The 22,811-nt window shown below is 69.0% G+C and carries 20 protein-coding genes; 8 read left to right on the top strand and 12 right to left on the bottom strand.

Going from position 1 to position 22,811, the window contains the following annotated elements; translation table 11 throughout:
* Positions 1 to 232 precede the first annotated feature (232 nt).
* Positions 233 to 931 (top strand): permease-like cell division protein FtsX, encoded by a 699-nt coding sequence (locus ACFYM6_RS18370; protein ID WP_387276871.1) that lies wholly within the window; start codon positions 233 to 235, stop codon positions 929 to 931.
* A 166-nt stretch (positions 932 to 1,097) separates the two neighbouring features.
* Positions 1,098 to 1,646: a GNAT family N-acetyltransferase gene (locus tag ACFYM6_RS18365; protein WP_387276869.1), complete on the top strand. Its 549-nt coding sequence runs from the start codon at positions 1,098 to 1,100 to the stop codon at positions 1,644 to 1,646.
* Positions 1,647 to 1,793: 147 nt separating this feature from the next.
* Here ACFYM6_RS18365 and ACFYM6_RS18360 read toward each other — a convergent pair whose 3' ends face one another.
* Positions 1,794 to 2,420, bottom strand: coding sequence for a D-alanyl-D-alanine carboxypeptidase family protein (locus tag ACFYM6_RS18360; protein ID WP_387276867.1), 627 nt, complete (start codon positions 2,418 to 2,420; stop codon positions 1,794 to 1,796).
* Positions 2,421 to 2,495: 75 nt separating this feature from the next.
* Here ACFYM6_RS18360 and ACFYM6_RS18355 point away from each other — a divergent pair, with 75 nt between their 5' ends.
* The 3 genes from ACFYM6_RS18355 to ACFYM6_RS18345 all read left to right on the top strand — a co-directional run bounded on the left by ACFYM6_RS18355 (position 2,496) and on the right by ACFYM6_RS18345 (position 6,073).
* A complete protein-coding gene (locus ACFYM6_RS18355; RefSeq protein ID WP_387276865.1) occupies positions 2,496 to 3,191 on the top strand; it encodes a response regulator transcription factor in 696 nt (231 codons plus the stop codon).
* Between the two features lie 10 nt (positions 3,192 to 3,201).
* Complete coding sequence (locus ACFYM6_RS18350) at positions 3,202 to 4,275, top strand: sensor histidine kinase (protein ID WP_387276863.1); 1,074 nt, start codon at positions 3,202 to 3,204, stop codon at positions 4,273 to 4,275.
* Positions 4,276 to 4,612: 337 nt separating this feature from the next.
* Complete coding sequence (locus ACFYM6_RS18345) at positions 4,613 to 6,073, top strand: multicopper oxidase family protein (RefSeq protein ID WP_387276861.1); 1,461 nt, start codon at positions 4,613 to 4,615, stop codon at positions 6,071 to 6,073.
* Between the two features lie 172 nt (positions 6,074 to 6,245).
* Here ACFYM6_RS18345 and ACFYM6_RS18340 read toward each other — a convergent pair whose 3' ends face one another.
* Entirely contained in the window at positions 6,246 to 6,725 is a 480-nt protein-coding gene (locus ACFYM6_RS18340) for a hypothetical protein (protein ID WP_387276859.1), read from the bottom strand.
* A gap of 530 nt (positions 6,726 to 7,255) precedes the next feature.
* Between ACFYM6_RS18340 and ACFYM6_RS18335 the strand changes: the two genes are divergently transcribed.
* Positions 7,256 to 8,269, top strand: coding sequence for an RNA polymerase subunit sigma-70 (locus tag ACFYM6_RS18335; protein ID WP_387276857.1), 1,014 nt, complete (start codon positions 7,256 to 7,258; stop codon positions 8,267 to 8,269).
* 298 nt (positions 8,270 to 8,567) lie between these two features.
* On the top strand, positions 8,568 to 9,023 hold the full coding sequence (locus ACFYM6_RS18330; protein ID WP_387276855.1) for a DUF6069 family protein: 456 nt from the start codon (positions 8,568 to 8,570) through the stop codon (positions 9,021 to 9,023).
* Positions 9,024 to 9,339: 316 nt separating this feature from the next.
* Here ACFYM6_RS18330 and rph read toward each other — a convergent pair whose 3' ends face one another.
* The 3 genes from rph to ACFYM6_RS18315 all read right to left on the bottom strand — a co-directional run bounded on the left by rph (position 9,340) and on the right by ACFYM6_RS18315 (position 13,005).
* Positions 9,340 to 11,937: a rifamycin-inactivating phosphotransferase gene (rph, locus tag ACFYM6_RS18325; protein WP_387276853.1), complete on the bottom strand. Its 2,598-nt coding sequence runs from the start codon at positions 11,935 to 11,937 to the stop codon at positions 9,340 to 9,342.
* Positions 11,938 to 12,349: 412 nt separating this feature from the next.
* Positions 12,350 to 12,514: a hypothetical protein gene (locus ACFYM6_RS18320; RefSeq protein WP_387276850.1), complete on the bottom strand. Its 165-nt coding sequence runs from the start codon at positions 12,512 to 12,514 to the stop codon at positions 12,350 to 12,352.
* Positions 12,515 to 12,570: 56 nt separating this feature from the next.
* Positions 12,571 to 13,005, bottom strand: coding sequence for a VOC family protein (locus ACFYM6_RS18315; protein WP_387276848.1), 435 nt, complete (start codon positions 13,003 to 13,005; stop codon positions 12,571 to 12,573).
* A gap of 106 nt (positions 13,006 to 13,111) precedes the next feature.
* On the opposite strand from ACFYM6_RS18315, the gene ACFYM6_RS18310 reads away from it, so the two are divergent.
* Complete coding sequence (locus tag ACFYM6_RS18310) at positions 13,112 to 14,026, top strand: aminoglycoside phosphotransferase family protein (RefSeq protein WP_387276846.1); 915 nt, start codon at positions 13,112 to 13,114, stop codon at positions 14,024 to 14,026.
* Between the two features lie 221 nt (positions 14,027 to 14,247).
* Here ACFYM6_RS18310 and ACFYM6_RS18305 read toward each other — a convergent pair whose 3' ends face one another.
* From ACFYM6_RS18305 to ACFYM6_RS18275, 7 genes are all read right to left on the bottom strand, one after another.
* Positions 14,248 to 14,961 carry a YcnI family protein gene (locus ACFYM6_RS18305; RefSeq protein ID WP_387276844.1) on the bottom strand — a complete coding sequence of 238 codons (714 nt, stop codon included), beginning with the start codon at positions 14,959 to 14,961 and terminating at the stop codon, positions 14,248 to 14,250.
* 83 nt (positions 14,962 to 15,044) lie between these two features.
* On the bottom strand, positions 15,045 to 15,773 hold the full coding sequence (locus tag ACFYM6_RS18300; RefSeq protein ID WP_387276842.1) for a hypothetical protein: 729 nt from the start codon (positions 15,771 to 15,773) through the stop codon (positions 15,045 to 15,047).
* 50 nt (positions 15,774 to 15,823) lie between these two features.
* Positions 15,824 to 17,032: a branched-chain amino acid ABC transporter substrate-binding protein gene (locus ACFYM6_RS18295; protein ID WP_387276840.1), complete on the bottom strand. Its 1,209-nt coding sequence runs from the start codon at positions 17,030 to 17,032 to the stop codon at positions 15,824 to 15,826.
* A gap of 140 nt (positions 17,033 to 17,172) precedes the next feature.
* On the bottom strand, positions 17,173 to 18,978 hold the full coding sequence (locus ACFYM6_RS18290) for an LVIVD repeat-containing protein (RefSeq protein ID WP_387276838.1): 1,806 nt from the start codon (positions 18,976 to 18,978) through the stop codon (positions 17,173 to 17,175).
* Between the two features lie 101 nt (positions 18,979 to 19,079).
* Positions 19,080 to 19,724, bottom strand: a complete 645-nt coding sequence (locus ACFYM6_RS18285) for a hypothetical protein (protein ID WP_387276836.1) — start codon at positions 19,722 to 19,724, stop codon at positions 19,080 to 19,082.
* Between the two features lie 124 nt (positions 19,725 to 19,848).
* Positions 19,849 to 21,636 carry a copper resistance protein CopC gene (locus ACFYM6_RS18280; protein ID WP_387276834.1) on the bottom strand — a complete coding sequence of 596 codons (1,788 nt, stop codon included), beginning with the start codon at positions 21,634 to 21,636 and terminating at the stop codon, positions 19,849 to 19,851.
* 5 nt (positions 21,637 to 21,641) lie between these two features.
* Positions 21,642 to 22,808 carry a branched-chain amino acid ABC transporter substrate-binding protein gene (locus tag ACFYM6_RS18275; RefSeq protein WP_387276832.1) on the bottom strand — a complete coding sequence of 389 codons (1,167 nt, stop codon included), beginning with the start codon at positions 22,806 to 22,808 and terminating at the stop codon, positions 21,642 to 21,644.
* Positions 22,809 to 22,811: the final 3 nt, after the last annotated feature.

Raw genomic sequence — 22,811 nt, 5'->3', positions numbered from 1 at the left:
CATGATCGGCAGGCGGCTGCGTCCACTTCGCACACCCCGCACACCCCCACCGCATCCCGCCAGGTCAGACCGCCAATGGCGGCTGCCGTACTAGGCCTGGTCCTCGTCGACCCCGATAGGGGGCGCGGTCAGTTGGAAGGTGCCTAACCTCGTTGCATCGGGCACGGATCGGGCAAGCCCGCCACGGCCCTGGGATCACTCGATGCCTCGCGCCCACCTACGATTTTGACCCATGCGTCGCGTCGCGCCGGTATTGGCTTTCTTGCTCCTGGCCGCTTTGTCCGCTTGCACCTCCCAGCCGCAGGAAGCCGGGCCAACAACGTTGACCGTTCTGCTGGACCAGGATGTGACGGCAGCGCAAAAAAGTGTGGTGGAGCAACGGCTACGCGCGATGCCAAGCGTGGAGGGCGTCGCCTTCGAGACCCGCGATCAGGCCTACGAAAAACTGCGGAAGGACTCGCCCGACCTGCTGGCGGATCTGGATCCGGAGCACCTGCCGGAGTCCTTTCGCGCGACTGTCACGGACGCGTCGGTCGCCGAGGCAGTCGAACTGGTGATGGGTACGGTCGACGGCGTCGAATGGGCTGTGCTCAAGATCGCCGATGTTGATCCCCTCCCGTCGCGGATCGGGGCGATCTTCCGGCTGGAACCGGCGGCTACGGCAGAGCAGCGAGCCGCCGTTGAGGAGGCCGTCCGGGCGCTACCCCACGCGGAGTCGATCCAGTTCGAAGACCGCGACGCCGCCTATGAGCGCCTGCGCAAGCAGTGCCGAGGCAAGGGCGATCTTGCCACGCAACTCAACTCGCAGGTGACGCGCGCTTCGCTGCGGCTCCAACTTCCCTTGAACGGGAAGGATGGGACCGGGCTGCCCGAGATTGAACGCCTTGATGGCGTTGAGGCCCTGCGACTGGTGCCAGTGGCGATGCTTTGAGCGACGCCCTCCGGTCGGCGGCGTCAAGCGGACCTTGACATCCCCGGGCTACGCTGGCGCGGCGGCGAGGTCGGGGCGGGGTGCGGTGTCCTCTGGGCGGGTCGTTGGCACGAATCCGTATGGTGGCCGCGATCACGTCATGGTCAGGGAAGGTGAGTTGGGGGACATGTCTGAGCTGGCGTTACCGATTCGTACCGACCGACTGCTTCTACGTCAGTACCGGGTGGATGACGTGGATGCCTTGCTCGCCTACTACGGCGACCCGCTGGTTGCTCGCTACGTTCCATGGGAACCGTGGTCGCGCGAGCAGGCGGCCGAGCAGGTCGTCAAGCGCATCAACCGTTCGGGTGTAACCGGGATCGAGTCCGCTCTGGCGCTGGTGGTCGAGCACAAGGGCGAGGTCGTCGGCGATGTTGTTCTGTGGCCGGCCGACGAGACGCTGTCTCGGGGCGAGATGGGCTGGATTTTCCACCCGTCGATGTCGGGCCGCGGGTTTGCCACAGAGGCAGTTCGAGCGCTCATCGACGTGGCCTTCGAGCACTGCGGCATGCACCGGGTAATTGCTCGACTCGATGCGCGCAACGAGGCATCGGCGCGACTGTGCCAACGTGTGGGCATGGTCAAGGAAGCGCACCTGCGCCAGGACTACTGGATGAAAGGCGAGTGGGCGGACACTCTGATCTACGGACTGCTCGCCGAGCAGCGGCACGGCTAGCTAGGGGCATGCTCGCGGATTCCTCGTCGGGCGGTCGTAGACCGTCCAGCCTCCCCGTCCGGGTGGGCTGGTAGCCCTTGTGGGCACTTGCGTCGAGTGCTCGACGATGTCCACGACGTGTTCCATGGGGCCGGGCGACAGCGCCGGTTACTGCCGCATCCTCGGATCGCGTGTGGGGTCGACATACATGGGAGGGCAGCCACGATCGATCGCATGGGGGCGCAGTTCGTAGTGCCAGGGCTCGTTGCCGTAGACCTGGCACAGCCCGTATTCGGCGCCGTTTTCTGACAGCCACTCGGTGGTTTTTGAGGGGCCGAGGTCGGCCGCGTCCCCGGAAACGTGAGGAGAGGTGTCCGGGGTGGCGACCCATCGGGCGGCCTCCTTTTCCGAGCCGTATTTCGAGACCGCCTCACGAAGAAGCTGTTTCTGGTATTCGGGGGAACGCCAGCCACTGTTGATGTAGAACTGGATGCTGTCGTGAGCGGCATCCGTTGCCGCCTTACGCAGGGCTTGGAGCAGATCCGGGTCGAGGTTGGTTACGCCGGGATAGTCGTCATCAAATACTGTCACGGCGCCAGGGAGTGCGCCGTCAGCCGCGGTAGCGGTACGGTGGTCGCCGCGAAGGATTTCGCTGAGAGAAGGCGCCGCTGACGATGTTGACTGGTAGACGAGGGTTCCGATGATCGCGGCCGCGACGACGATCAGGCCGACGGCGGTGGGCCCCCTGCGGGCCTTTGTTCGTGCTGCTGTGATTTGACTCATGCTGTCAGTCAAGGCAGGGCCTTGTTGTCAGCCCGTATGTGGTTTTCGGTATGCCGACGATATGCGCCGGCTCGTAGCATCGTCAGCATGCGTGTGTTGGTCGTTGAGGACGAGCCCTACATGGCAGAGGCCATCCGCGATGGGCTGCGCCTGGAAGCGATCGCGGCTGACATCGCCGGTGACGGCGACACCGCTCTGGAACTGTTGAGCATCAACGCCTACGACATTGCCGTCCTCGACCGCGACATTCCCGGGCCCTCCGGTGACGAGATCGCCGAACACATCGTCGCTTCCGGCAGCGGCATGCCGATCCTGATGCTCACTGCTGCCGACCGGCTTGACGACAAGGCCTCCGGGTTCGGGCTCGGCGCCGACGACTACCTCACGAAGCCGTTCGAGCTCCGAGAACTCGTACTCAGGCTCAGAGCGCTCGACCGCAGGCGCGCGCACAACAGGCCGCCTGTGCGGGAGATCGCAGGTCTGCGTCTGGATCCGTTCCGCCGGGAGGTCTACCGGGACGGCCGGTACGTCGCGCTGACCAGGAAGCAGTTTGCCGTGCTCGAGGTCCTCGTCGCTGCCGAAGGCGGTGTCGTCAGCGCCGAAGAACTCTTGGAGCGAGCGTGGGATGAGAACGCCGATCCCTTCACCAATGCCGTGCGCATTACCGTCTCGGCATTGCGCAAACGGCTCGGCGAACCCGGGATCATCGCCACCGTGGCCGGCGTCGGCTACCGCATCGACACAGCATCCGGCATCGGTCGTGGGGGCGGGGACAGTGGATAGGGCGCCTGGTTTGAGCGTTCGCCTCAAACTCACCCTCAGCTACGCGGGATTCCTCATGCTTGCAGGTGCCCTGCTGCTCGCCGCGGTGTGGGTGTTCCTGCTGCGTTACGTACCCGAGGTGATCCACACCCTCGGTGGGATCCGAACCCTCAAGGCCGACCTGGTGCGCGCCTTCGCCCCGGCGGCGGCCGCAGTGCTGGCGTTCCTGCTGGTGTTCGGCCTCCTGGGAGGATGGATCCTCGCCGGCAGCATGCTCGCGCCCCTGGCTCGCATCACACATGCCACACGCCTGGCCGCGAACGGATCACTCTCCCACCGGATCCAGTTGGAAGGCCGCAAAGATGAATTCCGCGAACTCGCCGACGCCTTCGACACCATGCTCGCGCGGCTCGAAGCGCACGTCGCCGAACAGCAGAGATTCGCAGCCAACGCCTCGCACGAGCTGCGCACCCCGCTGGCGATCACGCAGACACTTCTCGACGTGGCCCGCAACGATCTGAACCGCGACACCGGGGAACTTGTCGACCGCCTCCACTTCGTCAACACCCGAGCGATCGACCTCACTGAAGCATTGCTCCTGCTCAGCCGCGCCGACCAGCGGTCCTTCACCCGAGAATACGTCGACCTGTCCCTCATAGCGGAAGAGGCCACTGAAACGCTTCTCCCGCTCGCAGAAAAACGCGGCCTCACCATCGAGACCTCCGGCGACATCACCCCCACCATCGGTTCACACGCGCTCCTGCTGCAGATGGCTACGAACCTCATGCACAACGCGATCGTCCACAACCTGGCGGAACAGGGCACCGTGTGGGTCACGACCAGCCTTCATCCCAAGACTGTGGTGCTCACTGTCGAAAACACCGGCGAGAAGCTCAGCCCGCTGTTCGTCTCGACACTCACCGAACCGTTCCAGCGCGGCACCGCACGTATCCGCGGTGACCATGCAGGTGTCGGCCTCGGCCTGGCAATCGTGAAGAGCATCACCCAGGCACACGGCGGAACCCTCACTCTCATCCCGCGCCCCGCTGGGGGGCTCTGCGTCACGGTCCAACTCCCCGTCGCGCCACCGCACACTGGCAGATGACGATCAGCGGCATTGCCGCACGGCTCCGACCCGGCCGAGATCGGCCAGTTCCCTGGTCCGGTCAGCCGCCGCGCTGCACGCCAGCGTCGCGCCGGGAGCCCCAGCCCTCTTGGCGGTCGCCGGCGTGGCCGGCCGGGTGCCTGCGGCGGTGAAGCCTGACGCCGGCGGCGTGGACATCATGGGTACTCACGACGTCAGGGCATGTCGCTCCCACCACCTGTGCCTGATCTAGGGACGCCGACGGGCCCAGTAGGGGCTTACCGCGTCGGGCTGTCAGGGTGCTACCGGGGTCGGATCCCCGTTGTAGCGCTCCGTCGGGCTGGGAATGATCATCTGCATGAAGCGCCGTGATCTTTTTTTGTTCGCCGGACTGGCCGCACTCGCCGGTTGCGGTAGCCCGGGTGTGGGTTCGAAGGGAAACTCCGGCACGCTGGCCTTCGCCGACCGGCTTAGGGTGCCGCCGTTGCTGGAGCCGGCCGTTGCGGCGGACGGCACGAAGCTGTTTTCGTTGACGATGCGAGCCGGGCAGGTGGAGTTGCTCCAAGGCAAGCCGACTACGACGTGGGGTTTCAATGGCGCCTTCCTCGGCCCGACGATCCGCGCGACGCGTGGTGACCGCGTCGCGATGCGCGTGCACAACCAGCTCGGCGAGCCGAGTACGGTCCACTGGCATGGCATGCGGCTGCCTGCGGTGATGGATGGCGGCCCGCACCAGATGATCCAACCGGGTGCCACCTGGTCCCCGCACTGGAGGATCGACCAGCCGGCCGCTACCTCCTGGTATCACCCGCATCCGCACGGCAGCACCGCCAAGCACGTGTACCGCGGGCTGGCGGGCCTCTTTCTCGTCGATGACCCGGCGACGGCCGCCCTGGGCCTGCCTTCGACTTACGGGGTGGACGACGTCCCGCTCATCCTGCAGGACAAGATCCTCGACGCGAACGGCGTGCTGCAGGAAGACCCCAAGCCGACGTGGGGTCTCATGGGCGACCAGATCCTGGTCAACGGGGTCTACGACCCCTTCTTCGAGGTGACCACGGCGCTGGTGCGACTGCGCATCCTCAATGGATCGAGCGCGCGGATGTACAACGTTGAGTTTGCCGACCGGCGACGGTTCCACGTCATCGGCACCGACGCCGGCCTATTGGCGGCGCCGGTGGCGGTCGACGCCGTGCAGCTGAGTCCAGGGGAGCGGCTGGAGGTCCTGGTCGAGTTCGAGCCGCGCGACGAGGTCGTGCTGCGCAGCGTCGCCGGCGACAACGGCATCGACGAAGGAGACTACGACCTGCTGAAGTTCGTCGCGGCGGACCAGCTCAAGCCAGAGCCGTCGGTGCCGCAGCGGCTGGCCGCGAGCCCGCGCATCGAGGCACCCGCCGGCGCTCGGGAGCGCAAGTTCCGGCTCAACGGCAGTGACGCGATCAACGGGCGGGAGATGGACATGACCCGCATCGACGAGGTGGTGCCCGCGGAAGCGACCGAGATCTGGCACGTCGAGAACACCGTCTACGCCCACAACTTCCACATACATGAGGTGGCATTCCGCATCCTGGACGTCGACGGGAGGCAGCCGCCGGCATACCTGCAGGGCCCGAAGGACACGGTGTTCATCCCTGGCAAGTCGACGGTGCGGCTCGCCGTGCAGTTCGGGCACCACACCGACCCGAAGACGCCCTACATGTACCACTGCCACATCCTCCGGCACGAGGACAAGGGCATGATGGGCCAGTTCGTGATCGTGGCGCCCGGAACCGAAGCGTCGGTGCCCCGCACGCTGCCGAGCCACCATCATCACGGCTGAGCCGCCGTCGACCCCCGGAGGGCGCCGCGCGAAGCACGACATGATCGGGAGAAACGACGCCGGACTAGGAGCAGGACAGGTAGTCATACCTCACGGTGCGTCACGACCCTGGTCGACACCAACGCCCTCTGGGCGGCAGTTGCGGATGACCTGGCTGTAGGAGGTGTGGCAATCAGCCGTGACTGTCTCCCCGTGATCGGCGGAAGTAGGAGACCGTGGTCACGGCGAGCAGCACGGCGCCAATAAAGAAATAGGTGTTGATCCCAAGGCCGGCCCAGAGCTCAGCCGTGGAGATGTCTTCCGCCCCCACAAAGCCGCCTCGGCGGATGCCGGTGACCATCAGCAGGTTTTCGACCATCCCGGGAACCCCTCTGACGACGAGTAGCGCGCTGCCAAACCACAGCGGCGTGAGGAGCACCCCCGGAGGGACGCGTCGTCCCCATGGCCGGACGGTGGCTACAACGACAGCCGCCCCGACGGCCGACATGAGGATGAGAGTGATGTTGAAGATCACGTACGCCCTTCGGCCCCAAGGTCCGTCGCCGGTCGGATCGTCGCCGGGGAGGAACACCGCTACCACGTGGGACACGACGAAAAAGATCAGCCACGCGAACGTGCCGTACGCCCAACGAGGGCTGCCGTCAACTCTCACACCACCAAGATCGTCGCCTAGAGCGCCATGACGCCTCCCATCCCGAGGGGATTCATCTCCCTCACTAGAGGGAGGCTCCCATTCTCGGGCACACCCAACTTGACACGACCGCGACCAGCCGCATGTTCCCCGAACTGATCGCCTAGTGCTCGCGGGCGGCGGGCGGGTCGGATTGCGGTTGGCCGTCGACCACGGTGGAGATGCTCATTTCGGCTCTGTCCGAAGTTGTCGCACCTGTATGTCCCCAGGTGAGCCGGGTCTCGGCTCCAAGATCAAGCCCATCCTTTTCGGTGGACCTCGTGCCGTGCCCATGCGTCCATGCCCGCCGCGTCGTCGTGAACCAGGCGACCCCGGCACGCGCCAGGCGGTCGCGCACCCGCGCCCACTCCGGCGGACCCGCGCCCTCCTCGCCGTACCGCGCGTCGTGTTCCGCCACCGGATCAGCCATGCCGACCGACCCCAGTGATGAGTTGTCGTGCCCGCACCCGTCACATGTACGGCGGGACACGACGAGGCGGAAGGATGACGTGATGAGTGCGGACACGCGGCTGGAGGAGCTGGGGGTGAGCGGGTTGGGCGGGAGCGGTCTGGGCGAGGTCGACGAGCCGGCGTTCTCGGGGCTGGCGGAGCGGCACCGGCGGGAGCTGCACGTGCACTGCTACCGGATGCTCGGGTCGTTCGAGGACGCCGAGGACACCGTGCAGGAGACGTTCCTCCGTGCCTGGCGGCGGCGGGAGACCTTCGAGGGGCGGTCGACGTTCCGGGCCTGGCTGTACCGCATCGCCACCAACGCCTGCCTGGACCTGCTCGCCAAGTGCCGCCCGGAGCCTGCGACCGGCGGCGAGGTGCTGTGGCTGCAGCCATACCCGGACCGGCTGCTCGACGAGCTGCCCGCGGGCGACGCGGACGAGCCGGAGACCGTCGCCGTCGCGCGGGAGACGATCGAGCTGGCGTACCTGGTCGCAGTCCAGCACCTCGCCCCGCGCCCGCGGGCCGTGCTGATCCTGCGGGACGTGCTCGGCTGGCCGGCGAAGGACGTCGCGGAGCTCCTCGGGGACTCGGTCAACTCCGTGAACAGCGCGCTGCAGCGGGCCCGCGCCGGCATGCGGGAGCACCTGCCCGCCGAGCGGCAGGACTGGACCGGCGGCGAGGAGGACGCCGGGACGCGCGAGCTGGTGCGCCGCTATACCGACGCCAGCGTGGCCACGGACATCGACGGGCTTGCCGCACTGCTGCGGCACGACGTCCGCTGCTCGATGCCGCCCACGCCGGGCCTGTACGTCGGCCGCGACGCGGTGGTGAACGACTGGGTCGAGGACGGCTTCGAGGGCATGAAGCAGATGCGCGCCGTCCTCACCTCCGTGAACCGGCAGCCCGCCGTCGCCTTCTACCTGTGGCGGAAGCGGGAGGGCGCATACCTGCCGCTGACGATCGACGTCCTGCGCGTCACCGGCGGGGCGATCACTGAGATCGTCACGTTCCACGACGACCAGTTCCCGCGGCTCGGGCTGCCGGACCGCCTGCCGGCGGACGGCACGGAGTAGTCCCGGTGTGGACGCTCGCGCTGCGCGGTGGCGCGCGTGTCGCGGTGGTCGCGGCGGAGTGGTGCGACGCGTTCGGCGTCGTCACCCGCGGGCGGGTGCAGCTGGAGCTGCGCGACGGCGAGCCCGGGCCGGTCCTCGGACGCGACGCCGGGTTCTGGCTCCGTGGCACCGGCGTCCGCGCCCTGCGGAACCCCGGCTGTCGCACGGCGAGGGTGCGCATCGCCACGCCCAGGGCCAGGACCGTCACATGCCAGTCAGCACACCCTGTACGCCAGTTACCGGATGATGGAGGAACGACATGAACCGCATGAATGACACCGGGGTCGTCGCAGGCCCGGCATCGGGCGAGACCAGCCGCACTCACCGACTCCGTGGGCTCGCCGTCACCGGCGTCATTGCCACGCTCGTAGCGATGGTGGCCACCACCCTCGCCGCAGCGCTTGCCCAGGCCGTTGGCGTCGACTTCAAGGTGCCCGATGGTGGCGAGACGATCCCGTTGCCCGGGTTCGCCGTGGTGACCGGCTTCTTCTCGGTCGTGGGCATCGTCATTGCCGTCGCTCTTCTTCGTTGGAGCGCTCGCCCCGCCGAGCGATTCGTGTGGACGGCGGTGTCGCTGACCGCGATCTCGTTTGTCCCGCCCCTCCTCTCCGGGGCAAACACCGCCACCACCACCGCCCTCCTCGGGCTACACCTCGTCCCTGCGGCGGTGATGATCCCCACCCTGGCGCGGGGCCTCCGCACCCGGACCGATTGACGATCCCACAACGGGACAACGCGCGGCGCAAGGGCGTGCGCGAGCGCACCAACGTGGCCCTCGGGGCGTACCGGGTGCCCCGGTCGCGCTCACCCTGGCCGACCCCGCCGTCGCGCGCCTCCCACGTGGATTCGGCTCCTGCGCGACGGCTTGAGCCGGATCTGACCCTCTCTCGGGTCGACGTCAGGCTCAAGCCGCCCAGGACGCGCTCGCAGCCGGGCCCTGACACCTACGCCTGCGGGAGGCTGCATGCCGTAGCCGGCGGGGCAGGGGACGCTGTTTGTGACGTGGGAGGTTGGAAAGGCTCCGTGGTCAGTCAGGGCAGGACCTCGATGTACCCGTCGCTTCCGTGCACGCGGATCCGCTGCCCATCGGCAATCAGCCGGGTGGCATCTACCACGCTGACGACAGCTGGCAGGCCGTACTCCCGTGCGATCACTGCGCCGTGTGTCATCAATCCTCCGACCTCCGTCACCAGGCCGGCGATGGCGACGAAGAGGGGCGTCCAGCTCGGGTCCGTGTGGGCCGTGACGAGGATGTCACCCGGTTCGAGATCAGCCTGGGCCATGTCCAGGATGACGCGGGCGCGCCCTTCGATGGTCCCGGCGGAGACCGGTAGGCCGATCAGGGCGCCGGGCGGCACGTCGTCGCGTCGGTACGCCCCGGCGATGACCTCGCCATCCGATGTCAGCACCCGGGGTGGCGTGAGCGCCTGGTACGACCGGAACGCGTCCTTGCGCTGCTGGATCAGCTTGTCATCCACCTGGTTCGAGCGCACGACGTCGTGGAGCTCCTGGAACGTGAGGTAGAAGACGTCCTCCTTCTCGGCGAGCACGTTGGCCTGCACGAGGCGCTCGGCCTCTTCGAGCAAGGCCTGCTTGTAGACGAAGTAGCGGCTGACGATGCCGTACTTCGGGTATTCCCGGTAGCCGATGAAGGTCCGGACCCGGTCGATCATCCGCTTGGTCTCGTCGGCCTTCTGCTCCCCGTCCGGCAGTGCCCGCAGGCGTTCGAGCACCTCCTGCGCCTTCTTCTGCGCCTCCTGGCGCCCGTGCTCGAAGCGCCGCTTGGCGGCGCCCGGCTCGAAGTTCCTGACGTTGTCGAGGATCACGGGCACGAGCGTGGCGGGGCGTTCGCTCCAGCGCGGCCTCGTGATGTCGATCTCGCCGACGCAGCGCATGCCGTACCGGTCGAGGTAGGCCTCGATGGCGTCGCGCGCTTCGGTCCCGCCCGCGAACTTCGGCAGCTCGTTCAGGAAGCCGTCGTCCTCGACGCCCTGCAGGAACGCCACTACCTCCGGATGCGGGCGGATCACGTCCGCGACGTCGAGCAGCGCCAGGCCCATCTCCGACGTGACGTTACCGGGGGCGGACAGCGTGAGGATGTCGGCCGCGTTCTTCTCGCCCAGCCATTCCCGCAGCCGGTCGTTGAGCCACCAGGTGGCCTCCATCCCCGCCATGATCGCCTGCATGCTCAATGGATCACTGAGGACCCGCTTGTGCTCCTGGAAGGCCTCCAGCAGGAATTCGAACAGCGCCGGTCCGGTCTTCGTCCGGATGTCGTGCCGCAGGGCGGCGATGGACGCCTGGCTGCGCTCGATCAGCTCGGTGACGATGGCCGGATCGTTCTCGATCGGGGCGGACGCACCGCCGACCGGCGGCCCGCCGGGCCCGCCGTCCGGGAGCGCCGGGACGAAGTCGTGGCGGTCGAGGACGTTCTCCAGCGCGTCCCTGGTCAGCGGATCGGATCTCCCCGCCATCTCTAGGAAGCCGGCGCGGCCCGCGGGCGAGGCCAGGCGCTGGGTGACGTCGACGAACAGCCTGCCGCCGGCCTCGTGCATCGGCGCCATGGCCGTCAGCTGCCAGCAGGAGAGCCCCAGGGGCTTCATGGGGTCGGTCATCATCTGCTGATGACCAACGGAGAGATAGATGTGGTTCTCCTGGTCGTCGGCCGCGGGGATGGGGAACAGCGTGGTGATCGGCCGGCTCTGCACGATCTGGAAGTCATCGTCGACCAGGCACCATTCGATGTCCTGCGGGCAGCCGAAATGCGCTTCGATCCGCCGGCCGAGCTGCACCAGCCGCACGACCTGCGCATCCGTAACCGCCGGCTGCTCCTGCCGCTGCGGGTCGATCGCCACTTCCTGGGTACCGCCAGCCGGCAGGGCGTGAACGGCACGCTGCTTGGCGGCGACCGCCTTGGCGACGACCTCGCCGTCGCGCACCTTGAAGACGTCCGGGTTCACCAGGCCGGAAACCAGAGCTTCGCCGAGGCCGAAGCTGGCGTCCACGGTGGCGACCTTCCGGTTGGACGTGACGGGGTCGGCCGTGAACAGGATGCCGGCCGCATCCGGGAAGACCATCCGCTGCACGACCACGGCCATGTGGACCGTACGGTGGTCGATGCCGTTGCGCTGGCGGTAGGTCACGGCCCGCTCGGTGAACAGCGACGCCCAGCACCGGCTGACGTGCTGGAGGACTGCGGCCGGCCCCACGACGTTCAGGTACGTGTCCTGCTGGCCCGCGAAGGAGGCCGTCGGCAGGTCCTCCGCCGTCGCGCTCGATCGGACGGCGTAGGCAGCTTGCTCGCCGAGCCGGGCGAGCGCGCGGGTGATCGCCGCCGCCAGATCGCCCGGGATGGCAATCCCTTCGATGGTCCGGCGGATCTCCGCGCTGATCGTGCGGATCGCCTCCCGGTCGTCCGGGTTCAGGCGCGACAGCTGATCGAGCCGATCGTCGATCGACGGCGCTTCGGCCATGATCCGCCGGAACGCGTCCGTCGTCACGCAGAAGCCGGCCGGCACGCGTACGCCTTCGATCCGCGACAGCCCGCCCAGGTGCGCGCCCTTGCCACCAACGACCGCGACCTGCGTCTCATCGACCTCTTGAAGATCCAACACGTACTGCTCGATCACTGCGATACCTCCGAGTCAGCCGTGCTCCGTCGCACCGCACTGGCCGATCGAATCACCGGCGCCTCGAACATCATTGGTTCGAGGTCGCCGCGTCCCCCGTACATCGACAGCACACCCACGTCGTGGCCCCCCAATTCCTCGTCGGTGCTGGTCCGGCCGCCGATTCTGCGGCAAGACCCGGGTCTTGCCGCAAGCCCCCGGGTGCGCTATATGTTAGAAGTGGCAAGGGGTAACACCTTCTTGCCTTTGCTTTTGTCGTCCGCCGCGGGCTGAGATCCTTTGACCGCCTGGAGCGTGCCGGGCACCTCCGGCGGGTGCCGGACCCCCACGACCGCCGCAGCGCCCTGGCACTCTCAGCCGCCGGTGGCCACGGCCGCGTCGCCCGGGTGGGCCTGGCCAGCGCGATCGTCGGTCAGCTCATCATCGCCGCGGCCGAGGTGATCCGGCCGAGCAACCGGGACCTCGGCGACGTGCTGTTCAGCCTCTCCCCGATTTCGACCGGGGCCGGCCTGGTCACCGCCGGCGTGGTCACCGCCGGCCTGGTCACCGCCGGCGTGGTCACCGCCGGCGTGGTCATCATCCGGGAGCTTGGGCCCGGCCGTCCCGGTTCCTGCCGCTCACGTTCGCGGCCACTCAGTCGAGACAGAACTCGTTGCCCTCGATGTCCTGCATCACGAGGCACGACTCGTTGTCGTCATCGGCAGGCAGTAGTCGCACGCGTACCGCGCCGAGCGCGACCAGTCGTGCGCATTCGGCCTCAAGTGCGGCCAGCCGCTCTTCACCCACGAGCCCGGTGCCGACCCGCACGTCAAGATGCAGCCGATTCTTGACGACCTTGCCTTCCGGAACGCGCTGGAAGAACAGTCGCGGGCCCACACCTGAGGGATCAAGGCATGCGAACCATGAACCCTGATCCTCAGGCGGCAGCGAACGACCGAAATCGTCCCAACTAGCAAACCCCTCCGGTGGCGGCGGTACGACGTACCCCAACACCTCGCACCAGAAACGAGCGACGCGCTCAGGTTCTGCGCAGTCGAAGGTGACTTGGATCTGCTTGACCGACGCCATCGGTCCACCATAAAGGCGGGGTCTTCCGTCGGCCCCACGGGCCCGCCCCTGGCAAGGTTGTGGCGCACGCGGCCGACTCTTGAGTGGGACACTACCGTTGCTCTGCATGGCCCACGTCGAGATCGAGATCACCGCGGAGTTGGTCCGGGATCTGGTCCGCGACCAGCACCCCGACCTCGCCGATCGCCCGGTTCGGCTGGGCGCGCGGGGATGGGACAACCAACTGTGGCGGCTCGGCCACGACCTGGCCGTCCGGCTACCCTGGGCGACCGGGTCCGCGGACGCGCTGCTGCGAAAGGAGCACGCCTGGCTGCCCACGCTCGCCCCGCGCCTTCCGCTGCCAATCCCCGTCCCGCAGCGACTCGGCGAGCCCTCCGAACGGTTCCCTCGGCCCTGGCTCATCACCACCTGGGTTCCGGGCACACCCGCCGACCGGACCCCCGTCACGCGAGCCTCCGACGCGGCCACATCCCTGGCCACTTTCCTGACGGCTCTTCACCAACCCGCCCCCACCGGCGCGCCCCCCGGCCGCGACCGCGGCGGGCCACTGGCCGACCACGCCGAGGGATTCGCCAAGGCGCTCACCTCCGCCACCGAACGAGGGCTGATCAACGACCCGGACACCGTCCGTGCCGTCTGGCACGACGCGGTCACCGCGCCTCAATGGACGGGCCCGGCGCTATGGCTCCACGCCGACCTGCACCCGGCCAACGTCCTCACCGCCGACGGCACCTTCTGCGGCGTGATCGACTTCGGCGACCTCTGCGCGGGCGACCCGGCATACGACCTCGCCGCCGTGTGGCTCCTGCTACCGGACGACACCACCGACCACTTCCACGCGGCCTACCAGCCGACCCCGGACACCGCCACCATGCGCCGCGCCCGCGGCTGGGCGATGGCACGCGCCCTCGGCGGCATCCTCATCGGCGACGACGGCGTCCACGGCCGCCCAGGCGGCAAGGCCACCTGGGGCCCACCCGCCCACGCCGCCCTGCAACGCCTCATCGCCACAATCCGCTGACCCGGCGATCGCCTTCGCCCGGGCTGCGCCCGACCGAGGCGCGCTTTGAAGATCGCCACCTGGACCACCGATTTCTACAACCGGCGCCCCCGGCACTCCGTCTGCGACTGGCGCCCGCCGATCGACTACGCACGATTAACGGCCGGCGCCCTGGAGGCCCGGGCCCGCCCCAGTCCTCGGGGATTCGAGGGGATTGGCAGTCCCCAATTCGAGGCGGCCTATCACGTCCGGCGCGACCGCACGAGGATCGCCGCGCACACGAGGCCGATCACCAGCGAGGCCACGGACAGTCCGACCGCCCACCAGACCCCCGCATCAGACTGGGTCGTAGGCGCGCTGTCCACGGCCAGCGCCGCCTGCTCGGTGCCCGCCGCCGGAGAGGATGCCGGGTTCGCCTCGGGCACGAGCCGGAGCACCGGCGCGGGCCGCTCCGGCTCGTCGGCGCCGGGGGCTGGCTCCTGGATCCAGCGCACGACCTCGCCGTCGCTGTAGTGCTGGAGCGTCTTGAACACCAGTTGGTCGGCCGCGGGCAGCGGTCCGGCGCTCACAGAGAACTCGTCGTACTCACCCGGTTTGATCGCCGACTGCGGGTCCGCCGCAGTCCAGGTGATCTTGTCGATGACCTCGCTGAACTGCGCGCCGTGCGCCTCGATCGGTGTGGCCAGCTTCTTCTTCGTGATCTCGTACGACCAGCCGGGGTGTGGCTTCACCGAGAGCGAGGCCAGCGGGGAGTCGGGCGGGAACTGCACCTCGATCTTGGTGGTGCTCGCGTCGTCGCTCTCGGTGGGAACGCGGAACGTCAGGGCGGCGTAGCCGCCCTGGGTGGCCGTGCCCGGGTTCACCGTCACGTGCGCGAACGCCGCCGTCGGTAGGACGCCGACCAGGCAGGCCGCCACGCCTACGGTTACGAGGCCACGTACGGCTCGGCGAAGCATGTGCATTCTCCAGCTTTCCATTTGATCGACAATCATGACGTTGAACATGCCGGCCACGCTCGCGTGCGTGCTCCGGCGCTCGATCAGCCCAGCCGCCGCAGCACTTTCTCCATGGCCCCCTTGGCCTTGTCGGCCGAGTCGGCGCGGTCTCCGACGATCTTCTTCTGGGTGAGGTCGAGGTAGAGGATGAGGTTCGCCCGATGGAGCACCACGATGGCGATGTCCTCGAAATAGACGTCGTCCTGCCCTGGCGGGTACGTGTGGGCGAGCTGCTGCGCGTATCCCTTCCACCCGAACACCTCAAGCGGGCGGCTGGTCCCGCGATAGGCGCCGAGGATGACCGGCGGTCCCCCGTCGACCTCATACGATCCGGGGCAGGCGGCCAGCCCGGAACCGACCTCGTTCATCGCGTTGTCGGCGATGGCGGCCGAGGCGAAGACGAGGGCGTTCTGGGTCACGTATGGCACGTGGGAGTCGGTCGCCCGGATGGGTTCCACGGCGAACTGCCCCACCGGCTGGCCACCGACGGGCTGAACGACGTTGGACGGCGCCTTGGGTGTGTCGGAGCGCTGGACGTACGGGCAGGTCTGGATGGCGCTCGGCGGCACGTAGTTGTTGTGCGAGTGGAAGTCCCGGTCGTACCAGTAGTCGCGCGCGCCTTCGCCGGCGTCCTTTGCGTTGTAGAACGCGGCCTTGACGTCGTCGGCCGTGTAGGACGGCTTGCTCGCCGTGGGACCGGCGGCGCTGGAGCAGCCGGTGACGCAGACGGCGGCCAGCGCGAGGGTCACGGTGGCACGGGAGCTCAAGATCACGGGTGGCTCACTTCATCGGGGGCGGAGAGGCGGCACTCGACCACGGGCCGTCAGGAGCCGTTGTCCGAACGCAGGGTGTTGGCGAGGGTGAAGGCACCGCCCTTGACGGTCAGCACGAGATGGTTGTCGTACTTGACCGTGTGGTCGGGAGCGAACCGGAGCTCACCCAGGAATGTGGTGAAGCTGTCCTCCAGCTTGGTCAGCTGTTCGCTGTTCAGCGCGGGGTCGACCTTTCCCGTCTGCGTCACGGCCTGGCCGAGGGCGCGCAGCCCGTCGTAGGCCTGCAGCGCGTCCCGGCCTGGTGGGTGGCCGAAGGCCTTGGTGAACCGCGTGGTCCATGCGGTGGCGGCGGGGAGGTTCTGCGGGCTCGCCGTTGTGATCACGTACGCGCCCTCGGCGCCGTCTCTGCCGGCGGCGGAGAGGAAATCGGGGCTTTCCGACGCTGCGGAGGCGATGTATTTGCCCTTGTACCCGGCTTTGCGGAGCGCTGCGGCCAGCTGGCCGGATTCCTGGGCCGGGCCGGCCCAGTACACGACGTCGGGGTCGGCGGCCAGCGCGGTGGCGGCGGCTGCGGCCATGTCCCGCTGTCCGGCGGGCAGGGTCTGCTTGCTGACCACCTTGGGGACGGGCGAGGCCACTGAGATCACCTGGTTGACCAGGTATGCCGACTGCGGGTTGTCGTCAGCGATCACCGCGAGCCGCTGGGCCGCCTGGTAGGCCATCCAGTGCACCGCCGCGAGCGCTTCCTGGTAGGGCGTGCCGTTGGTGAGATAGGCCGTGGGAGTGTCCTCCGCGCTGACCAGCGTGGGCGAGTTGGCGGAGGTGATGAGAAACGGCAGCCCGTTACCGCCGAGGACCCGCGCGGCGGCCCCGGCGGCGCCGTCACAGACGCCCCCGAGGGCGCCGGCGACGTTTTCGGTGAGGTGGAGCCGCTTCGCCGCCTCCTTGCCGCCGTCGTCGAGGCACTCGTCGTCGACGGTGACGAGGGAGACGTGCAGCCCGATGATCCCGCCACGAACGTTGAGGTCGTCCACCGCCATCCGCGCCCCGTCGACCAGATCCTGGCCGCGTGCCTTGTCCGGCCCGGACAGCGGGGCGAGCACACCGAAGGCGATCTCCCCCCGGGGTGCGGCCGGCGCGTCGTCGGTCGAGGTGCACGCGGCTACGGCCGGGAGCGTGAGGACGGTGAGGGCCAACGGCGCGAGCCAGCGGTTGCGGCGGGTCCGGCCGCGGCCGTCGAGGGTGGTCGGGAGCTGCATTCGGTGCTTCTCTCTCGGCTCCGGTGGTGGTGAATGGGGTGGTCGAGGCACGTCCGCCCCAGGGGGCGGGTGACGGGGAGGGACCCCCGCCGCCGGTAGCGGCGCGGGGACCCCTCCACGTACGAAAGGTCCGCGGAAGACTACTTCTCGCAGGAGTTCCAGCAGACCTTCTTCTCGTGCTTACCGGGGATGTCGCCGGTGAACTTCAGGATGTCGACGCCTCGACCGTAGTCGGGGACGTAGACGTACCCGTTGTGCCAGTACGCCGAGGAGGCGTTGCTCCCGATGATCGCCGGGCCGTCGGGGCCGGCGGCGCGGTCGGGCACCCGGAACCAGCCGACCTGCTGCGGGTTGCTCGGGTCGGAGATGTCCAGGAACCGGACGCCCTGCTCGTAGAAGCCGGCGGCGACGATGTTGCCGTTCACCGTGAACCAGTGCGCGGAGCAGTCGCCCGCCTTACCCGTCGGGTCGACGTAGTGGCCGGGCTTGCCGCCGGGGCTGTAGGTGGCGAGCCGCGTCATCTTGACCGGGTTCTCCGGCGTGGAGGTGATCCCTTCGTCGTCGTGCGTCCCCTCCAACGACGCCAGGATGAATACGCCGGCCTTCGCGCAGTTCTGGTTGTTGTTCTCGTTGGTGATGAGCACCACGTCGCCCTTCGGGCGGTCGCCGAGGGCGTTCGGGAAGCGGTAGGCGTTGTGCAGGAAGGCACTCTCCGAGCCGCTGACGCTCCCACCCGCGTACGGGATCGGGTCGTAGGCCGTCGCGTAGCGCTTGGTCTGGGTGGCCGGGTCGAAGTGCTTGCCGTCGGTCCAGTAGCCGCGGACGCCGCCGCTGCCCGAGACCCAGACGACGCCGTCGAAGTCGACGTCGACGCTGTGCGTGGAGCCGCTCGTCACACCGGTGCGCCGGACGTCGGAGACGACGGCCTGGCTGTAGGTGAACGGGTGGTTGACGTCACGCACGTCGGTCACGTAGACGGGGGAGCTCACACCGCGCACACCCGACCCCACCGACCAGATGAACCGGCAGTCGTTGATGCACGTCGCGGTGTGGCCGAGCGGGACCCGGTGGAAGCCCAGCAGCTTCGGGTGCCACGGGTCCTTGATGTCGATGATGAACAGGCCCTTGGTGCCCGAGTCGCGGGTCAGGAAGACGAGCTTGCGCCGGCTGTCGACCGTGAGGTTCTCGCCCTCCCAGAACTGGGTCATGGTCTCGCCCGGCTGCTTGAGCTGGTCGACGGTGACGGCGGCGATGTACTCCGGGTGCTCGGGGTCCTTCAGCGACCAGACGGCCAGGCCGCCGGTGCCGTTGGCGACCATGACGTCGTAGCCGAGCTTCTCGTAGTGCACGAAGTTCAGCGACGAGAACGCCGGGCACTTCGTCGCCTTGAACGCGGGACAGCTCCCATTGTTCGACAGCAGGCCGCGCACGTGACCGACGACCTCGACGTTGTCGCTGTGCGTCGCGTTGTCCGGGAACACCCCGGTGTCCGGCAGGGTCTGCGTCCCCTCGGTGGCGGTGCCGTCCGTGATGCCGGCGAGCGACGCGGCCTCACGCTCGGCGTTGGTCGCCGCCTCCGCCGCGGCCGCAGCGGCCTGCGCCGCCGCGGCCGCCTTGTCGTTGTACTCCAGCTGCGCCTGCGCTGCCTGCGCGGATGCCTGCGCGGCCTGGGCGGCGGCGGCATCCGCCTTGTTCTTGTCGGAGATCTTGCCCGACTGCTCGGCCGTGGCGGCGGCGTCGGCGGCCTTCTGCGCCTCCTCCTCTGCCCTGGCCTTGGCCTCGTCCAGGCGGGCGGCTGCCCTGGCGGCGTCCTTTGCGGCCGCGTCCGCCTGGTTCTGCAGGCTGGTCGCCTCGGCCTCGGCCGACCCGACCGTGCCGGGGCGGACCGGACCGGACGGGTCCGCGTGGGCCGCGCCGACGCTCGACATCTGCAGCGCGGCCGCCATCGCAAGCACGGTCGCGCCCCTCAGGAGGGCTTTGCCCCTCCTGGCTCTTCCAACGGGTATGACTCTCACCCTTCCTCCACTTTCAATAGGTGATATTCGCGCTAGCCGAGGCGGCCCAGCGTGGTCTTCATCAACGCCTTGACCTTCTCGTCGGAGTCGGCGCGCTTGCCCACGGCCTTGATCTGGGCGTAGCCGACGTAGACGATGGCGTTCTCCTTGTGCACCACGACGGTGACCAGGTCGTCGTAGGTGTCCGGGTTCACGTCGGGCGGCGAGGTGTGTACAAGATGCTGGGCGTACCCTTTCCATCCGTTGATTTCGATCGATCGGCTGCCGACCTTGTACTCGCCCACCACGGACGGCGGTCCGCCGAGCACGCTGAACGTCGCCGGGCACTTGGTGGCCTCGGCCACGACGGTGTTCATCGTGCTGTCGGCGAGTGAGGGGCTTTCGAAGACCACCGCGCCCTGTGTGACCACTGGAAGGGACGACGGCCCCACGAGCTGTGGTGCGACGATGATCCGTCCGGTCGCATTCCCGCCCACCGGCTCGATCGCTGGCTCCACATTGACCTCGACGTCCTCGGAACGTTGAACGTACGGGCAGGTCGGGATGCTGTTCGGGGGCGTGTAGACGACATGCGAGGAGTGGCCGTTGTCCTTGATCTCGGTCGCGCCTTCGCCCAGGTCACCAGGGCTGACGAGGCCGAAACGGATGGAGTCCACGGTGTAGGGGGGCTTGGTCAAGGGTTCCGGACTCCCACTGGAGCAGCCGGCCAGGACGCCGAGGGCGAGCAAGCCGGCGGCGACCACCGTCGACCGGCTCCGGGACGCCTTCCGGTCAGCGCCTCGCATGTGTGTCACCAACCTTTCAGCGTGCCGTGAACTGGACGCGCACGGGTGTCTCGTCGAAGTCGGAGACTCGGATGTCCAGCCGCAGCACCCACACCCCGGGGAAGGGGATGGACATCGAGTTCGCCACGTAGTGGCCAGGTTCGGCCGCGGTGACGGTGACGGGCAGTGCCGGGACCTCGCGGTCGGGTGATTCGAGCTGACCGGAGATCTCGGGTACCGCGACCAGCGAGCCATCCGGGCCGGTGAGGTAGATGTCGGCGACGTTGCTGCCCGACCTCGCCGGCTCGATCTTCACCTCGACCGAGGTGTCCCACAGCCCGGCGGCCGAGCCGGCCGCGGCGGCGGGAATGGGGACGGTGGTGTGCACCGGCGGCGCGTAGCTGGTGCGGGCCGGGGCGGTGTTGACGAGGACGGCCGTGATCGACACGACCGCGACCCCGAGCAGGATCTCGCCCACGACCGAGCGGCGCAGCCGGCGCACCGCGGCGGAGGGGGCGGTGTCGAGGCCGAGGGGTTCGCGGCCGCGCCGCCGCACGAACCGCCGCGCCCCGGCGGCGAGACCCACCACGGCGAGGACGACGGCGAGCTTGCCGAGAAGCAGCCGACCGAAGTCGGTCGCGCCGAGCGCGGCCCACGTCCCCACCTGCCGCCACGACAGATAGACGCCGGTCACCGCGATCAACGCGAAGCAGACCTGCGCGAGCCGGGAGAACCTGGGCAGCGCGGGCTCCAAGGTGATGACCTGGCTGGTCTCCCGCCTCCCGGCCGGGATGAGTACGCAGGCCGCGAGCGTGATCAGGCCGCCCAGCCACACGGCCATGGCGAGTAGGTGCAGGCTGGTCGCCGGCACGGCCAGCCAGGTCTGCACGCCGGTCTGCGCGTGATCCGCCAACGCCCAGGTCAGCGTCAGGGCGACGGCGCCGACCGCGGCGACCGCGGGCAGGACGATCCGGCGGGTGGCGCCGGCCGTCCCGGTCGTGGCAGCGGGGAAGTTGGGGCGTACGGCGATCCCGAAGGCCACGCCGAGGGCGAGCACGATCACCAGCCGCGCCAGCAGCGCATGGCCCAACCGGGTGGACAGCGCCGCGCCGAGCAGGTCCGGGTCGAACACTCCGGCCAGCGACGTGCCGGCCGCATACGGCCCCTGTACGAGCAGGACCACCACGGTGCCGGCGGCCAGCACGGCGAAGCCTGACCACACGATGCGTCGGCCGCGGCGGCCGGTACGGCCGGCAGGCCAGAGCACGGCCACGAACAGTGCGCCACCGAGGGCGAGGGCCAAACCGACAAAGGCCACGGCGCGGCCGACCGCGTCGACGACGAGGACGGCACGGTGGGCGTCCTGCTCCAACGGAGCGGCCGTAGCGCTCGGGTGGCCGATGCTGAAGCTGAACGCACCCGACACCACGTGCGAGTCCGCGGAGGTGACCCGCCAGGCCAGGACGTAGGTTCCCTCGGTCAGATCCGTGGGCAGGCTGACCCGCGCCGTGTTGGCCTTCCCGTCCACGTGACCAGCGGTGCCGATCGCAAGCTTCTTCGCGTTCGTGTCGAGCAGCTGGATCGACCGGTCGTTGAAGCTGACCGCGTCGTCGAAGCGGAGCCGGACCTCCGCCGGGGGTGAGGCCAGCACCTCGCCGTCGACCGGCGAGGTCTCCAGCAGATAGGCGTGGGCGTACGCCGGATGTGTGGTCGCGGTGGACGCTAGGTCCGTGACCAGGCCGCCGGTCGCGAGGAGGACGACCACCGCCAGCCGCGTGACCAGCCGGGCCCGGCGATGGCGTGCGGGGTGCATGCTGTGCGTCATCCGACCTAGTCCGTACGCAGCTTGCTGGCCAGGATGAGCTTGCCGCCCCTGACCTGCGCGATGATGAAGTTGTCGTACGTCAGGGAGTGATCGGCGGCGAAGCGGAGCGTTCCGGTGAAGGTGGTGAAGTTTTCGAGCCGCGGGAGGTTGTCGACGACCTTCGCGGGTGCCGTGTCCCCCGCCTGGCGCACCGCCTGCGCCAACGCGCGGAGCGCGTCGTAGGCCTGCATGGCGTCGCGACCCGGCTCCCGTCGGTAGCGGTCCTTGAAGCGGGCAGCCCAGTCCGCCGCTGCCGGGAGAAGCCGTGGGCCCGCGGCCATGGCGAGGTACGAGTCCTCGGCCGCCGCGCCGGCCGCCTGCAGAAACTCGGGGCTGTCCGACTCGGAGGAGGCCATGAAATGGCCGGCATAGCCGGCCTGACGTAGTGCGCTCACCAGTCGTCCACCTGGTGCCGCGGCCCCCGCCCAGTAGACGAAGTCCGCCTTGGCAGCGGTGACGGTGCTGGCGAGCTTCGCGAGATCAGGACCGTTCGCTTCGGCGCTCTGCCTGCTCACCGTCAGGCCGTCTGCCTTGACCCGGTCGGTCACCAGGCCGGACAGCCGCTGTGCGGCCGGCGAGCCGTCATCGAGCACCGCCACCCGCTGCGGGCTGCGGTAGCCCATCCAGTGCACTGCGGCCAGCGCCTCCTGATAGACCGTCCCCTCCATCGGGAACACCGACGGCACCCCGGCCTCGATCAGCTGGTCGGCGCGGGCGGAGGAGACCAGGAACGGCGTGCCAGCCGCGGCCACGGCGTTCGCCGCCGCCACCGCCGCGTCCTCACACAGCCCGCCGACCACTCCCACGACCTTCTTGGCGGCCAGCCCCGTCGCCCCCTGCTCGCCGCTCGCCGGCGCGCAGCCGCCGTCCTCGACGGCCACCTTCACCTGCCGCCCCAGCACCCCGCCCTGGTCGTTGAGCTCAGCGGCAGCCAGCTGCGCCCCGTCGACGAGGTCCTGCCCCCGCTCAGCCAGGTCGCCTGACAGCGGGGCCAGCACCCCGAACGTGATCTCGCCCCGCGACCTCGGGGCGCCCCCGCCCTCGTCAGAGGCAGAGCACCCGACGAGCAGACCGCTCACCACCAGCGCGGTCGCGCCCAGCGCGGCCACGCGCACGGCACCTCTGCGTCGCACCGT

Source organism: Micromonospora sp. NPDC006431 (assembly GCF_042870725.1).
In the GTDB taxonomy this organism is placed as follows: Bacteria; Actinomycetota; Actinomycetes; order Mycobacteriales; family Micromonosporaceae; genus Micromonospora.
Note: the sequence above shows the minus strand (reverse complement) of the source record. Positions and strands in the feature narration are given on the sequence as shown.

What these genes read in the sequence shown, in the direction of transcription:
- ACFYM6_RS18365 (WP_387276869.1), top strand. Translation starts at nt 1,098, where the DNA reads ATGTCTGAGCTGGCGTTACCGATTCGTACCGACCGACTGCTTCTACGT.
- ACFYM6_RS18305 (WP_387276844.1), bottom strand. Translation starts at nt 14,961, where the DNA reads ATGCTTCGCCGAGCCGTACGTGGCCTCGTAACCGTAGGCGTGGCGGCC.
- ACFYM6_RS18290 (WP_387276838.1), bottom strand. Translation starts at nt 18,978, where the DNA reads ATGGCGGCCGCGCTGCAGATGTCGAGCGTCGGCGCGGCCCACGCGGAC.
- ACFYM6_RS18345 (WP_387276861.1), top strand. Translation starts at nt 4,613, where the DNA reads ATGAAGCGCCGTGATCTTTTTTTGTTCGCCGGACTGGCCGCACTCGCC.
- ACFYM6_RS18330 (WP_387276855.1), top strand. Translation starts at nt 8,568, where the DNA reads ATGAACCGCATGAATGACACCGGGGTCGTCGCAGGCCCGGCATCGGGC.
- ACFYM6_RS18310 (WP_387276846.1), top strand. Translation starts at nt 13,112, where the DNA reads ATGGCCCACGTCGAGATCGAGATCACCGCGGAGTTGGTCCGGGATCTG.
- ACFYM6_RS18315 (WP_387276848.1), bottom strand. Translation starts at nt 13,005, where the DNA reads ATGGCGTCGGTCAAGCAGATCCAAGTCACCTTCGACTGCGCAGAACCT.
- ACFYM6_RS18295 (WP_387276840.1), bottom strand. Translation starts at nt 17,032, where the DNA reads ATGCAGCTCCCGACCACCCTCGACGGCCGCGGCCGGACCCGCCGCAAC.
- ACFYM6_RS18335 (WP_387276857.1), top strand. Translation starts at nt 7,256, where the DNA reads ATGAGTGCGGACACGCGGCTGGAGGAGCTGGGGGTGAGCGGGTTGGGC.
- ACFYM6_RS18280 (WP_387276834.1), bottom strand. Translation starts at nt 21,636, where the DNA reads ATGACGCACAGCATGCACCCCGCACGCCATCGCCGGGCCCGGCTGGTC.
- ACFYM6_RS18370 (WP_387276871.1), top strand. Translation starts at nt 233, where the DNA reads ATGCGTCGCGTCGCGCCGGTATTGGCTTTCTTGCTCCTGGCCGCTTTG.
- ACFYM6_RS18320 (WP_387276850.1), bottom strand. Translation starts at nt 12,514, where the DNA reads ATGACCACGCCGGCGGTGACCACGCCGGCGGTGACCAGGCCGGCGGTG.
- ACFYM6_RS18355 (WP_387276865.1), top strand. Translation starts at nt 2,496, where the DNA reads ATGCGTGTGTTGGTCGTTGAGGACGAGCCCTACATGGCAGAGGCCATC.